13 protein-coding genes are annotated in these 14,060 nt (G+C 60.4%); 12 read left to right on the top strand and 1 reads right to left on the bottom strand.

Going from position 1 to position 14,060, the window contains the following annotated elements; all coding sequences use genetic code 11:
• The first annotated feature begins 21 nt into the window (after positions 1–21).
• The 8 genes from B9Z31_RS05785 (at position 22) to B9Z31_RS05750 (ending at position 9,356) form a co-directional block, all read left to right on the top strand.
• The gene (locus tag B9Z31_RS05785; RefSeq protein ID WP_100118764.1) at positions 22–2,085 is read left to right on the top strand and encodes a ribonuclease catalytic domain-containing protein; all 2,064 of its coding nucleotides are present in this window, start codon (positions 22–24) and stop codon (positions 2,083–2,085) included.
• 52 nt (positions 2,086–2,137) lie between these two features.
• A complete protein-coding gene (locus B9Z31_RS05780) occupies positions 2,138–3,004 on the top strand; it encodes an energy transducer TonB (RefSeq protein ID WP_369804643.1) in 867 nt (288 codons plus the stop codon).
• Between the two features lie 37 nt (positions 3,005–3,041).
• A complete protein-coding gene (gene mtgA, locus B9Z31_RS05775) occupies positions 3,042–3,776 on the top strand; it encodes a monofunctional biosynthetic peptidoglycan transglycosylase (RefSeq protein ID WP_100118600.1) in 735 nt (244 codons plus the stop codon).
• A gap of 29 nt (positions 3,777–3,805) precedes the next feature.
• Positions 3,806–4,354, top strand: a complete 549-nt coding sequence (ruvC, locus tag B9Z31_RS05770) for a crossover junction endodeoxyribonuclease RuvC (protein WP_100118763.1) — start codon at positions 3,806–3,808, stop codon at positions 4,352–4,354.
• A gap of 49 nt (positions 4,355–4,403) precedes the next feature.
• Entirely contained in the window at positions 4,404–5,558 is a 1,155-nt protein-coding gene (gene rodA / locus B9Z31_RS05765) for a rod shape-determining protein RodA (RefSeq protein ID WP_100118599.1), read from the top strand.
• A complete protein-coding gene (locus tag B9Z31_RS05760; RefSeq protein WP_100118598.1) occupies positions 5,555–6,478 on the top strand; it encodes an NAD(P)-dependent oxidoreductase in 924 nt (307 codons plus the stop codon). Before rodA ends, B9Z31_RS05760 begins: the two co-directional genes overlap by 4 nt.
• Before the next feature lie 57 nt (positions 6,479–6,535).
• Complete coding sequence (tldD, locus tag B9Z31_RS05755) at positions 6,536–7,996, top strand: metalloprotease TldD (RefSeq protein WP_100118597.1); 1,461 nt, start codon at positions 6,536–6,538, stop codon at positions 7,994–7,996.
• Between the two features lie 238 nt (positions 7,997–8,234).
• Positions 8,235–9,356, top strand: coding sequence for a 3-deoxy-7-phosphoheptulonate synthase (locus B9Z31_RS05750; RefSeq protein WP_100118596.1), 1,122 nt, complete (start codon positions 8,235–8,237; stop codon positions 9,354–9,356).
• 115 nt (positions 9,357–9,471) lie between these two features.
• Here the strand turns inward: B9Z31_RS05750 and mpl are convergent, their stop codons facing one another.
• Positions 9,472–10,842: a UDP-N-acetylmuramate:L-alanyl-gamma-D-glutamyl-meso-diaminopimelate ligase gene (mpl, locus tag B9Z31_RS05745; RefSeq protein WP_100118595.1), complete on the bottom strand. Its 1,371-nt coding sequence runs from the start codon at positions 10,840–10,842 to the stop codon at positions 9,472–9,474.
• A gap of 82 nt (positions 10,843–10,924) precedes the next feature.
• Between mpl and B9Z31_RS05740 the strand changes: the two genes are divergently transcribed.
• From B9Z31_RS05740 to accC, 4 genes are all read left to right on the top strand, one after another.
• Positions 10,925–11,509: a hypothetical protein gene (locus B9Z31_RS05740; protein WP_100118594.1), complete on the top strand. Its 585-nt coding sequence runs from the start codon at positions 10,925–10,927 to the stop codon at positions 11,507–11,509.
• Complete coding sequence (locus tag B9Z31_RS05735; protein ID WP_100118593.1) at positions 11,506–12,066, top strand: TlpA disulfide reductase family protein; 561 nt, start codon at positions 11,506–11,508, stop codon at positions 12,064–12,066. The genes B9Z31_RS05740 and B9Z31_RS05735 overlap by 4 nt, the downstream gene beginning before the upstream one ends.
• Before the next feature lie 171 nt (positions 12,067–12,237).
• A complete protein-coding gene (gene accB / locus B9Z31_RS05730) occupies positions 12,238–12,690 on the top strand; it encodes an acetyl-CoA carboxylase biotin carboxyl carrier protein (protein ID WP_100118592.1) in 453 nt (150 codons plus the stop codon).
• 15 nt (positions 12,691–12,705) lie between these two features.
• Positions 12,706–14,055, top strand: coding sequence for an acetyl-CoA carboxylase biotin carboxylase subunit (accC, locus tag B9Z31_RS05725; RefSeq protein WP_100118591.1), 1,350 nt, complete (start codon positions 12,706–12,708; stop codon positions 14,053–14,055).
• Positions 14,056–14,060 lie beyond the last annotated feature (5 nt).

Genomic DNA, 14,060 nt, shown 5'->3' with positions numbered 1-14,060 from the left:
GGCACGTGGGAAAATCAAGCCATGTACGCATTATTTGAAGAAGCCGGTAAGTTCATGGCCGGTCGCATCTTGTCCGAAGCCGAGGCTTCCGCACAGGTGGAGCTCGATTCGGGCAAACGGGTCAAAGTCAAAGCCGCAGCCCAGTTGCTTCAATTTGACAAACCCACCCCAGCCGTCTTGTTGGCCGAGGCCACAGCGCTCAGCCAAAGCATCGAGTTGGCGTTAGCCTACGAATTTGCACCCGAAGAAGAGTTTGGCTTCGCCGACTTGGCGCAAGACTATTTCAACTCGGCCAGCACGGTGCAGCAAGTGGCGGCCTTGCTGCGTCTGCATGAAGCCCCCCATTACTTTCGCCGTGCCGGTAAAGGTCGTTTTCGCAAAGCCCCGGCCGAGATCGTGCAACAGGCATTGTTGGCGATTGAAAAAAAGAAGCGGGTCCAAGCCCAAATCGAGTCTTGGTCGGCCGAATTGGTGGCGGGCACTTGTCCCGCGCCGATCCGCGAGCAGCTTTACAAAATCCTGTTTCGGCCTGACAAAAACACCCCCGAATACAAGGCTGTGGTCGAGGCCAGCAAGGCCAGCCACAGGGCGCCTTTGGACTTGCTGCAAAACGCCGGGGCCATCGCCTCGGCTTGGGACTTCCATTGGCAGCGGTTCTTGTTTGACCTGTTCCCCAAAGGCACGGGGTTTCCGGTTTTGCAGGCGCCCGCCATCGTGGACGACTTGCCCCTGGCGCCGGTGCAAGCCTTTTCGATTGACGACTCGCACACCACCGAAATCGACGACGCTTTGTCACTGCAAGGTCTGGGCAGTGGCACGGTCACGGTGGGCATCCACATCGCCGCACCGGGCCTGGCTTTGACGCCAGGCAGTGCCATCGACCAACTCGGCCGCGCCCGTTTGTCCACGGTTTACATGCCGGGCTACAAAATCACCATGCTGCCCGACAGCGTCGTGCAGGCCTACACCTTGATGGAGGGGCGAGACTGCCCTGCGGTGTCGCTGTATGTGTCCTTCAGCGAGGACACGCTCGAGGTGCAAAGCGCTGTGACCCGTTTGGAGCGGGTGCCGATTTTGGTCAACCTGCGCCACGACCAATTGGACGAACGCATCACCCGCGAATGGCTGGAAGGCGAAGACCCCAGCGACCACGCCGATGTGCCCGTGAGCCGGGCCACCTTGGGTTTTTTCTGGCGCCTGGCGCAAACCCTCAAGGCTCGGCGCGAAGTGGTGCGGGGCAAACCCGAAAACTTCAACCGCCCGGACTACAGCTTCAAGCTCGAACGTGAAAGCAACGAAGCCCCACCCACGGGCGAGGAGACGGTGGTCATTGGCACCCGCAAGCGCGGTGCCCCACTCGATTTGATGGTGGCCGAGGCCATGATCCTGGCCAACAGCACGTGGGGCCAGTGGATGGCCCAGTTGGGCGTGCCGGGCATTTACCGCAGCCAAGCCAGCATGGCCCCCGGTGTGAAGGTGCGCATGGGCACCAAGGCGCTGCCGCATGCCGGTATTGGCGTGCCCAGCTATGCCTGGAGCACTTCGCCCTTGCGCCGTTACACCGACTTGGTGAACCAGTGGCAAATCATCGCCTGCGCCAAACATGGCGCCACAGCGGCATTGGCCGCGCCATTCAAGCCCAAAGATGCGGAGCTGTTCTCCATCATCAGCGGTTTTGATGCCGCTTACAGCGCCTACAACAGCGTGCAGTCGAGCATGGAGCGCTATTGGACGCTGCGCCATGTGCAGCAGCAAAACATCCAAGAACTGGAAGCCAGTTTGGTCAAGGAAATGGGGGGCGGCAGCTGGTTGGTGCGCGCTGACACTTTGCCTTTGATGTTCAGTGTGATGGGCGCAAATGGCCTGATGCGGGGGGCGCGTGTGCGTGTCAAGCTGGGCGAGGTGGACCTGATGGCCCTCGATGTGCACGGTACCGTGACCGCGCACCTGGACGCCCCGAGCGATGCCGCTGGGGTGGGCGCTGATGCCGAAACCGAAGAGGCCGATGAGGACGAGGCCATGGCCGCAGGGCCGCTCACCATTGCGGTCGATCTGAGTGACAGCACGCAAAGCGATGGGTCTTGAGGGTGCTCAGCCGGCGTGGCCACGGCCACGCCCCAGCGCTTGGCTCCATCGGGTGTTGCATCGCCACACCCTGGTGTGGGCATTGGGTTTTTCGCTGCTGCTGCATGCGGCGCTGTTGGCCTGGCGCTGGGCCGACCCGGAGAGTTTCCAACGTGTCTTTGAAGACGCCGCCTTAGAGGTGGTGCTGGTCAATGGCCGCAGTGATGCGCCCCCCGATCGGGCGCAGGCCATGGCCCAAGTCCATTTGGCCGGCGGGGGTGCCATGCCCAGCCATCAGCGCGCCACCACCCCTTTGCCGCCATCGGCGGTTCAAGAATGGGGGGCCGATATCGGGGCCATGCAGCGCCAAATCGAGGCGCTCAAGCTGCAGCAGATGCGTTTGCTCACGCAACTCAAGCAAGAGCTATCGGCCCTGACGAACGACCCGTCGGGTGAGAGCACCGATGCACCTGAGCGCCAAGCGCGTCAAGAGAGGCAGCAACAATTGACCCGCCATTTGGCCGAGATCGAGCCCAAGCTGCAGAAAAACCAGGCGGGCCCACGCAAAAGGTTCATCGGGCCTGCCACGCGGGAAGCGGTGTACGCGCTGTATTACGACAAACTGCGGCGCACCATTGAAACCCGTGGCACGCTCAATTTCCCCCAAGTGGGTGGGCAAAAGCTGTATGGGCAGTTGACCATGGTGATCACGGTGGACGCGCGTGGGCGTCTGGTTCAGACCGAAGTGGCGAAAACCTCGGGCCTGCCTTTGTTGGACCAAAGGGCGGTAGCGATTGTGCGCAGTGCTGCACCTTTTGATGTGTTCAGCGCTAACATGCGCCGTCAGGCCGACCAGATCGTGGTGGTCACCCGTTTTCAGTTTTCCAATGAGGGAACGCTGGACATGCGCATGTTGACCCCGGGTGTCTTGCCGCCCTGAGGGGCTTGGCCCTTGAATCTCAGAAAAAAGGAATTTGATGCGTGCTTTCGGACGTTGGTGTGCACTGGTCTTGTTGGCAGGGCTGTGTTTGCAGCTCTTTTTTGCTTTGCGCATTGCCAGCATGGCCGTTTGGGCGCCGCAATCCACCAGCTTCGAGCGCTCGCAGATGTGGCAGATTGTGAGCCGTCAAGGCCAATTGCCTTGGCGTCAGGAATGGGTTGATTTGCCCAACATCTCGCCCAAATTGCAGCGGGCGGTGATCGCCTCGGAGGACAGTTTGTTCGCGCAGCACGGCGGTGTGTGGTGGGAGTCTTTGGAAAAAGCCTGGGAGAAAAACGCCAAGGCCAAAGCCTTGGCCGAGCAACGCGCCCAGCGACGAGCGGATGGCAAAACACCGCCTGTGAAAATCGTGGGCGGCTCCACCATCACCCAGCAGTTGGCCAAAAACCTGTTTTTGTCGGGCGAGCGCACTTTGCTGCGCAAGGGCCAAGAAATGCTGATCACATTGGCCTTGGAAACTTGCCTGTCCAAGCGCCGCATTTTGGAGATCTACCTCAACAGCGTCGAATGGGGCGAGGGCGTTTTCGGGGCCGAAGCTGCAGCGCAGCACTACTTCAAAAAATCGGCGGCCCGTTTGAACGACTGGGAGGCGGCGCGTTTGGCCGTCATGTTGCCGCGCCCCCGGTATTTTGAGCAAAAGGCCCAATCGGCTTATTTGGCAAGCCGTGCAGACACGATCACGGCCCGCATGGGTGATGTGGTGTTGCCATGAGTTCCTTGACCACAGCTGCACCCCAAACTGTGCGCATCTTGGGCATCGATCCTGGCTTGCAGACCACCGGTTTTGGTGTGCTCGACATGACGGGCTCGCGCCTGCAATACGTGGCCAGTGGCGTGATCGAGACCACGCGCGGCGATATGGGCAATTTGCCAGCCCGTCTGAAAGTCATCTACGACGGGGTGCGTGAGATCCATGCCCGCTATCAACCCGATGTCGCTTCGGTCGAAATCGTTTTTGTCAACGTCAACCCGCAAGCGACCTTGCTGCTGGGCCAGGCGCGGGGCTGTTGTGTCACGGCTTTGGTGTCGTGCGACTTGCCGGTCGCCGAATACACCGCTTTGCAAATGAAGCAATCCGTCACCGGGCACGGCCGAGCAGCCAAGTCGCAAGTCCAAGAAATGGTCAAACGTTTGCTGCAGTTGCCCGTCCTGCCGCGTCAAGATGCGGCCGATGCGCTGGGCATGGCCATCACCCATGCGCATGCCAGCCCATCCATGAACAAACTGGCCGCGCAAGGCGTGCTTCAGCGCAAAACGCATGGCATGTTCCGCAGTGGCCGCAGCCACTGAGGCATGGGCAAAGCGATAGGCGGGGCCACGCCCTGAGATAATCACCGCCATGGGTCCCGTCATTCAAACACCAACGCTGTTGCATCGCCTGCGGCACCTGCTCAAGGGCTTCGATGGCCCTTTGGCGTTCGCCGTGTTCATGCTCGCCTGCGCGGGTTTGTTGATCATGTTTTCTTCCGGGTACGACCACGGCACCCGTTTCGTGGACCATGGGCGAAACATGCTCTTGGCCGGATTCATCATGTTTGTGGTGGCCCAGTTGCCACCGCAAAAACTCATGGCTTGGGCGGTGCCGATTTACACCGTGGGGGTCATTTTGTTGGTGGCGGTGGCGATTTTTGGCATCACCAAAAAAGGGGCCAAACGCTGGATCAACCTGGGTGTGGTGATCCAGCCCAGTGAAATATTGAAAATTGCCTTGCCCCTGATGCTGGCGGCTTGGTTTCAAAAGCGGGAAGGCCAGCTGCGCCCCTTTGACTTTGCCGTGGCTTTGATGATTTTGGGACTCCCGGTCGGCTTGATCATGAAGCAGCCTGATCTGGGCACTTCCTTGTTGGTGTTGGCCGCCGGGTTGGCCGTGATTTTCTTTGCCGGACTGAAGTGGCGCTGGATCTTGCCGCCCATTGTTTTGGGTTTGGTGGGCATGGTGGTGCTGGTGGTCATGGAGCCCACCTTGTGTCAGCCAGACGTCGATTGGCGTGTGCTCCACGAATACCAGCGACAAAGGGTCTGCACCTTGCTTGACCCCGCGCGTGACCCTTTGGGCAAGGGCTTTCACATCATTCAGGGGATGATCGCCATCGGCTCTGGCGGTTTTTGGGGCAAAGGCTTCATGCAAGGGACCCAGACCCACCTTGAATTCATTCCCGAGCGGACCACCGACTTCATTTTTGCGGCCTATGGTGAGGAGTTTGGTTTTGTGGGGGGCTTGTTCCTGATCTTCTGGTTCTTTTTCCTGGTTTACCGGGCACTGGTCATCGCCGCAGAGGCGCCCACGCTGTTCAGCCGTCTGTTGGCGGGCAGCATGGCCATGATTTTCTTCACCTACGCTTTTGTGAACATGGGCATGGTCAGTGGCATTTTGCCGGTGGTGGGCGTGCCCTTGCCATTCGTCAGCTATGGCGGGACCGCCATGGTCACTTTGGGCCTGGCCTTGGGGATATTGATGTCGATCGCGCGTTCCAAACAATGGGTGCAAACATGAGCGCAGGCTTGCCTGTGGTGGTGGTCGGTGCCGGCAATATGGGCGGCGGCATGCTGGCCCGCTTGTGTGCTCTGGGGTGGTCGGTGGGAGTCCACGACCGCGATCCGCAAGCCCAAGCACGGGCGGTTGGAACGGGCGCTCTCCCCTTTGAATCGCCGATGCAGGCAGCGCAGTCTCTGGCGCCCCATGGCTTGCTTTTGGTGGCCGTGGTCGACGCCCCGCAAACCGAAGCGGTGCTGTGGGGCAGCGGCGAGCAGGGCCTTGGGCAGGGTGCTGGCGCGCACTTGCAGCCGGGCCAAACGGTGATGCTGTGCCCCACTTTGGGGCCCGAGACCGTGGTCTCGCAAGCGCAGCGCTTGGCGCATATTGGCGTGGACTGCATCGATGCCCCCATGTCGGGTGGCCCTGCGAGGGCCCGGGACGGCAGCATGAGCTTGATGGTGGCCTGTTCCGAAACCGCTTGGCAGCGGCACCAGCTTGTTCTGAAAGCCTTGAGCCAACAAGTGTTCCGTGTGGGCACGAGAGTGGGGGATGGTGCCCGCACCAAGTTGGTCAACAATTTGTTGGCGGCGGTGAATTTGGCCGGCGCTGCAGAGGCCCTGGCCTTGGCCGAGCGCCTGGGGCTTGACCCGGCCGCGACCTTGTCGGTGATCGAGGCTTCCAGTGGGCAAAGCTGGATTGGTTCAGACCGGATGCGCCGGGCCTTGGCTGGGGACTTTGCGCCGCGTGCCCATGTCAGTTTGTTGGCCAAAGACACGGGTTTGGCACTGCAGGCGGCCGAAGATGTGGCCTTTGAGCCCGGTTTGGGCCGTTTGGCCAGGGATCTTTTTGCACAAGCCATGGCGCAAGGCTTGCAGGGCCATGACGATGCGGCCTTGCTCAAACTGATGCGTCAGGGCCCTGACCGATTCGGTCCTTGACTTGTTGGCGCAGTCCGCTGCGGGCAAGGGTCTTGAAGCCTGCCTACAATGTCCCCCATGATTTCACGCGAACCCACCATTGAACGCTTGGCCACAGCCCGGTCCCTCTTGCTTGAGCCGTTTGGCTTGGACGAGACCCACCTGAGTCGTGCGCTGGCCGCCATTCAGGCCCACCAGGTCGACGATGCCGATCTGTATTTCCAGTACACCCGTTCTGAGGGCTGGAGCTTGGAGGAGGGCATTGTCAAAACCGGCAGCTTCAGCATTGACCAAGGGGTTGGCGTGCGGGCCGTGTCGGGGGAAAAAACCGCCTTTGCCTATTCAGACGACATCTCTGAAGCTTCTTTGATGGATGCGGCCCTGACGGTGCGCACCATCGCACAGGCCACACAAAACAAGCGCATCAAAGTGCCCACCCGCAAGGTTTCGGCCAGTCGTTCGCTCTACCCATCGCTCGATCCGATGTCCACTTTGGACAGCACGGCCAAAGTCAATCTGCTTGGCCGCGTCGAGAAGATCGCCCGCGCCAAAGATCCCCGAGTGGTGCAGGTCATGGCCGGTTTGGCCACCGAGTACGACGTGGTCATGGTGGCCCGTGCCGACGGCACCTTGGCGGCCGATGTGCGCCCCTTGATCCGCCTGTCGGTCACGGTGATCGCCGAGCAAAATGGCCGCCGCGAAGTGGGCAGTGCAGGTGGTGGTGGCCGCTTTGGCTTGGCTTATTTTGACGATGGCATGGTCGAAAGCTATGTGCAAGAAGCCGTCTCGGCGGCGCTCATCAATCTTGACGCCCGCCCTGCACCCGCCGGCGAGATGACGGTGGTGCTGGGCAATGGCTGGCCAGGCGTGCTGCTGCACGAAGCCGTGGGGCACGGTCTGGAAGGTGACTTCAACCGCAAGGGCTCGAGCGCTTTCAGTGGCCGCATCGGCCAACGCGTGGCGGCCAAGGGCGTGACCGTTTTGGACGACGGCACCATCGCTGACCGCCGGGGCTCTTTGAATGTGGACGACGAAGGCCACGCCAGCCAGAAGAATGTGCTGATCGAAGACGGCATCCTGCGCGGCTACATCCAGGACGCGATGAACGCACGTCTTATGGGCGTCAAGCCCACGGGCAACGGACGGCGCGAAAGCTACGCCCATGTGCCCATGCCGCGCATGACCAACACCTACATGTTGGGTGGCGACAAGAGCCCCGAAGAAATCGTGGCCAGCATCAAAAAAGGCCTCTACGCCACCAACTTTGCGGGCGGCCAGGTCGACATCACCAGCGGCAAGTTCGTGTTTTCGGCCAGCCAGGCTTACTGGGTGGAAAACGGCAAGATCCAATACCCCGTCAAGGGGGCCACCCTGATTGGCAGCGGCCCCGAGTCGCTGAAGAAAATCAGCATGATTGGCAACGACATGAAGCTGGACTCGGGCGTGGGCACCTGCGGCAAAGAAGGCCAGAGTGTGCCGGTGGGCGTGGGGCAGCCCACCTTGCGCATCGACGGCCTGACCGTTGGGGGCACGGCCTGAAGCCTGTACCGGCCCTCCGGGTTTGTCCCCGGATCGGCCTGTCAGGTGCTGTCATGGAGCTGTGATACATTGAAGCCATGTCTTTGCGCACCGCTTTTTACTTTTTTTATTTTTGGTTCTCAGTCCCCGGCGGACGAGAGGCGAGCGCATAAGCACCCGAACATCTCGATACACACCGCCGGAGCCCCAAAGCCCGGCGGTTTTTTTTCACCTTTTTTTCAAATCCAAGGAGCCCACGATGAACCCCAAAACCACCGCCCCTGAAAGCTGGTACCCGAATGCAGCCGACCGCACCGGTCAGACCGACGACGAACGCATCAAGGACATCACCGTGCTCCCGCCTCCTGAGCACCTGATCCGTTTCTTCCCGATCGCCGGCACGGCGACGGAAACCCTGATCGCCAAAACCCGCCAAGCCATTCAGAAGATCGTGCACGGACAAGACGACCGCCTGCTGGTCATCATCGGCCCTTGCTCGATCCACGATCCGGCTGCCGCCCTGGATTACGCCCGCCGCTTGAAGCCCTTGCGCGAGAAGTACGCCGATACGCTGGAGATCGTGATGCGCGTGTACTTCGAAAAACCCCGCACCACCGTGGGCTGGAAGGGGCTGATCAACGACCCCTACCTGGACGAGAGTTACCGCATTGACGAAGGCCTGCGCATCGCACGCCAGTTGCTCATCGAAATCAACCGTCAGGGCCTGCCCGCGGGCAGCGAGTTCCTCGACGTGATCTCGCCCCAGTACATCGGCGACCTGATCAGCTGGGGCGCCATTGGCGCGCGCACCACCGAAAGCCAAGTGCACCGCGAGCTGGCTTCGGGCTTGTCTGCGCCCATCGGCTTCAAGAACGGCACGGACGGCAACATCAAGATCGCGACCGATGCGATTCAGGCCGCTGCCCGTGGCCACCACTTTTTGTCGGTCCACAAAAACGGCCAAGTCGCCATCGTTCAGACCCAAGGCAACAAGGATTGCCATGTGATTTTGCGCGGCGGCAAAGCGCCCAATTACGACGCCGACAGCGTGGCCTCTGCCTGCAAGGAACTCGAAGCCGCCAAGTTGCCGGCCACCTTGATGGTCGACTGCAGCCACGCCAACAGCAGCAAAAAGCACGAGCGCCAGATCGACGTGGCCAAAGACATTGCCGCGCAAATCAGCGCTGGCTCACGCCAGGTGTTCGGCGTCATGGTCGAAAGCCACATCGTGGACGGGGCTCAGAAGTTCACACCCGGCAAAGACGATATGACGAAGCTGGCCTACGGTCAGAGCATCACCGACGCCTGCATCGGCTGGGACGACAGCGTGGGCGTGTTGCAGGTGCTGTCAGACGCGGTGAAGGCGCGCCGCGACGCTTGATTTTTAGGCGAGGCCTTTGACCCCCTTGTGGGAGGCCGCCCCTGCGGCCGAATGCATGCATCGCCTCGGTGCTTGGATTTGCGAGCAGGGGCTCGCTCCCAATCAGGGGCAGACGTCAGCGGGTTGCCAAGGCTTCCAGCAGCTTGGCGTGGATGCCGCCAAAGCCGCCATTGCTCATGCACAGCAGGTGGTCGCCGGGCTGGACTTGGGCCAGCACTTGTGCAATCACCTCGTCAATGTTGGCGCCCACCTGCGCTTTGCTTCCCATGGGCGCCAGTGCTGAAGCAGCCTCCCAGCCCAAACCACCCGAGTGGCAAAACGCGAGATCGGTTTCCTCCAGGCTCCAGGGCAGTTGGGCCTTCATGGTGCCGAGCTTCATGGTGTTGCTGCGCGGCTCGAAGATGGCCAAGATGCGCGCATCCCCCACCTGCCGGCGCAGCCCGTTGACGGTGGTCCGAATCGCGGTGGGGTGGTGGGCAAAATCGTCGTACACGGTGATGCCATTGACCGTACCGCGCACTTCCATGCGCCTTTTGACGTTTTCAAACGTGGCCAGGGCTTGCGCCGCCACAGCCGGGCTCACCCCGACATGTTCGGCGGCGGCGATGGTGGCCAGCGCGTTGAGCTGGTTGTGCACGCCGCCGATGGCCCATTGCACATCGGCCACAGCTTGACTCCCCTGCAGCACCGTGAAGTGGGACGGCTCGCCCTGCGCCACGAAGTCGCTCACGGCGCTGCCAAAGGTGCGCATTTCACTCCAGCAGCCCTGCGCCAGCACGCGTGTCAGGCTCTCTTCCAGGCCGTTGACGACCACACGGCCCGTGCCGGGCACGGTGCGCACCAGGTGGTGGAATTGGCGCTCGATGGCGGCCAGGTCGTCAAAAATATCGGCGTGGTCGAATTCCAGGTTGTTCAGGATGGCGGTGCGCGGGCGGTAGTGCACAAACTTGCTGCGCTTGTCAAAGAAGGCGGTGTCGTATTCGTCGGCCTCGATCACGAAATATTGCCCGCCACCCAAGCGGGCCGAGATGCCGAAGTTCAGTGGCACACCACCGACCAGAAAGCCCGGCTGCAAACCCGCTTGCTCCAGCACCCAAGTGAGCATCGAGGTGGTGGTGGTTTTGCCGTGCGTGCCCGCGACAGCGAGCACATGTTTGCCCTGCAAAACATGCTCAGACAGCCATTGCGGGCCGCTGGTGTAGGGTGCACCGGATTCCAAAATGGCTTCCATCAGCGGGAATTTGGGACTGCCGTCGGCCAGGCGTGCTCGGCTGACCACGTTGCCGATCACGTACACATCGGGTTTCAGGGCCATCTGCCCGGCATCAAAACCTTCGATCAGGTCGATGCCCAAGGCGCGGAGTTGATCGCTCATGGGCGGGTAAACGCCCGCGTCACACCCTGTGACCCGATGCCCTGCCTCGCGGGCCAGCGCGGCCAGGCCCCCCATGAAGGTGCCACAAATGCCCAAAATATGTATATGCATGCCCGGATTTTAGGGTGCCAATGAAAGCAACCCCCATCCAGCAGGGCGGTGATCCCTGGTGGCTCGGTCACAATGGGTGCCCATGAACGACCTTGCCCTTGAAGTTGCCGCATCCGCGGCCCGTTTGGTGGTGGAAGAAGGCTTGGCTTTTGGCCCGGCCAAACACCGCGCCCTCAAAGAGCTGGGCTTGCCCGCGCGAACGGCCATGCCGAGCAATGAGCTGGTGGAAGCCGAAGTGCGTGACTACATTGCCTTGTTTTGCGCCGATACGCAGCCTGCTCAGTTGCAGGCTTTGCGCGAATTGGCGCTTGTCTGGATGCAGCGCTTGTCCGAATTTCGCCCGCATTTGGGTGGGGCGGTCTGGCAAGGCTGGGCCACGCGCCTGTGCGATGTGGATCTGGCCTTGTTTTGTGACGATCCCAAATCGGCCGAAATCGCCCTGATCAACCAAAATCAGCGTTTCGAGGTCCAAACTGTGCGCGGTTTGCATGGCGACGACGTGGATGTGCTGAGTTTGCACAGTTTTTGCCAGCCATTGAACGAAGATGTGGGCGTGCACCTGCGGATTTACGATTTGGACGATTTGCGCGGTGCGCTTTTGCCAGATGCCCAAGGCCGTTCACCGCGGGGCGATTTGACGGCCCTGCAGCGCCTTCTTGCGGCATGAAAGACAATCCCAGCATGAACAACGCAAGCTCAGGCGCTTCTCGGCGCAATCTGGTTTTAGGGGCGGGGGCCGCAGCAGCCGTGGCCGGTGTGGGCGTGGCCTTGTGGCGTTTTGAGCCCCAGGCTGTGGCCCCAGCTGATATGCACCCACTTTGGAGCCAGCAATTTGAAACCCCTGCAGGCGAAGGTCTGTCGATGGCCAAATTCAAAGGCAAGCCGCTGTTGCTGAACTTTTGGGCGACTTGGTGTCCTCCCTGTATCGAGGAGTTGCCCATGATCCAGGCCTTCTGGCGAGAAAATGCAGCCAACGGGCATCAAGTGGTGGCCTTGGCCATTGATCAACCCAGTGCGGTGCGCCGATTTTTGGAGCGACAGCCTTTGGGCTTTTCCGTGGGCTTGGCGGGTCTGGAGGGCACGAACTTGGCCAAATCGCTGGGCAATGCCGCAGGAGGCCTGCCCTTCACGGTGTTTTTCAAGGGAGATGGCAGCATTTGGCGACAAAAGATGGGGCAACTCACGCAAGATGATTTGAACCAATGGCGAGCCGCCACCGCCTGAAGCGACTGAGCAGCACGTCCAACAGGGCCCTCGCCGTTCAGGCGCTGCTTTTGTTCGGGATGGCTTCGCATTTGGGCTTCATTTGTGATGCGTAAAGTTAATTTCGAGGGGTTTTACCGAAATTTGGTGTAAATTCGATTCATTGCATGTGCTCAACGCATCGGAGGATTTATGGATTTGCGCAAACTTAAAACACTGATTGACTTGGTGTCCGATTCCAACGTTTCGGAGTTGGAAATCACCGAAGCGGAAGGCAAAGTCCGCATTGTCAAAAGCATGGGCGTTGCTGCGCCCATGGTGATGCAGCAAGCCGCTCCTGTGGCGATGGTGGCTGCACCAGCTCCCGCCCCTGTGGTGGCCGAGGCGCCAGCAGCCAGCGCTGCGCCTGTCGGTCATGCCGTCAAATCGCCCATGGTGGGCACTTTTTACCGTTCTTCCAGCCCAGGCGCTGCGCCTTTCATTCAGATTGGCTCAGTGGTCAAAGAGGGTGACACCTTGTGCATCATCGAGGCGATGAAAATCCTCAACGAGATCGAGTCCGACAAGGCCGGTACCGTCACGCAGATTCTGTGTGAAAACGGTCAGGCCGTGGAATACGGTCAGCCATTGTTCATCGTCGAATAAGCCAACGGGGATTTCATGTTCAAGAAAATCCTGGTGGCCAACCGTGGTGAGATCGCATTGCGGATCCAACGCGCGTGCCGAGAGTTGGGAATCAAGGCGGTCATGGTTTACTCCGAGGCCGACAAAGAAGCCAAATACGTGAAATTGGCTGAAGAAGCGGTCTGTATCGGTCCAGCGGCGTCGTCGCTCAGTTACCTCAACATGCCCGCCATCATTTCTGCGGCGGAGGTGACCGACGCTGAGGCGATTCATCCGGGTTACGGCTTTTTGAGTGAAAACGCCGACTTCGCCGAGCGCGTCGAAAAAAGCGGTTTCCAGTTCATTGGTCCGACCCCGGAATCGATCCGCATCATGGGCGACAAGGTTTCCGCCAAACAAGCCATGATCCGTGCGGGTGTGCCGTGCGTGCCAGGCTCTGAGGGTGAGTTGCCCGATGACCCTGTCCAGATTCGCCGAATTGCCAAGTCGGTGGGTTACCCCGTCATCATCAAGGCCGCCGGTGGTGGTGGTGGCCGAGGCATGCGTGTGGTGCACACCGAGGCTGCTTTGGTCAATGCCGTGCAAATGACCAAGGCCGAAGCCGGAGCCGCTTTTGGCAATCCTGCGGTGTACATGGAGAAATTCCTGCAAAACCCGCGGCACATTGAAATCCAGATTCTGGCCGACAAGTTCAAGAACGCGGTTTACTTGGGCGAGCGCGACTGCTCCATGCAGCGTCGTCACCAAAAAGTGATTGAGGAAGCGCCGGCTCCCGGTATCCCTCGCAAACTGATCGAGAAGATCGGGGAGCGCTGCGTCGCCGCCTGCAAGAAAATCGGCTACCGCGGTGCGGGCACCTTCGAGTTTTTGTTTGAAAACGGCGAGTTTTACTTCATTGAGATGAACACCCGCGTGCAGGTGGAGCATCCCGTGACCGAATGGATCACGGGTGTGGACATCGTCAAGACACAGATCATGGTGGCAGCAGGAGAGAAGTTGCCCTTTACTCAAAGGCAGATTCAAATCCGGGGCCATGCCATTGAGTGCCGCATCAATGCCGAGGACCCTTTCAAATTCACGCCTTCGCCGGGTCGTGTCACGTCCTGGCACATGCCTGGTGGCCCTGGCGTGCGCGTGGACTCGCATGTCTACAACAACTACTTTGTGCCGCCCAATTACGATTCCATGATCGGCAAGCTGATCGTGCATGGCGATACCCGCGAGCAGGCCTTGGCCCGCATGCAGACGGCCCTGAACGAGACCGTGATCGAAGGGATCAACACCAACGTGCCATTGCACCGCGAGCTGATGGTGGACGCCAAGTTCATGCAAGGCGGCACCAACATCCACTATTTGGAACACTGGCTGAGCCAGCACAAGCGCTGAACCTC

It is taken from the genome of Limnohabitans sp. G3-2 (genome assembly GCF_002778275.1).
GTDB lineage: Bacteria > Pseudomonadota > Gammaproteobacteria > Burkholderiales > Burkholderiaceae_C > Limnohabitans_A.
Note: the sequence above shows the minus strand (reverse complement) of the source record. Positions and strands in the feature narration are given on the sequence as shown.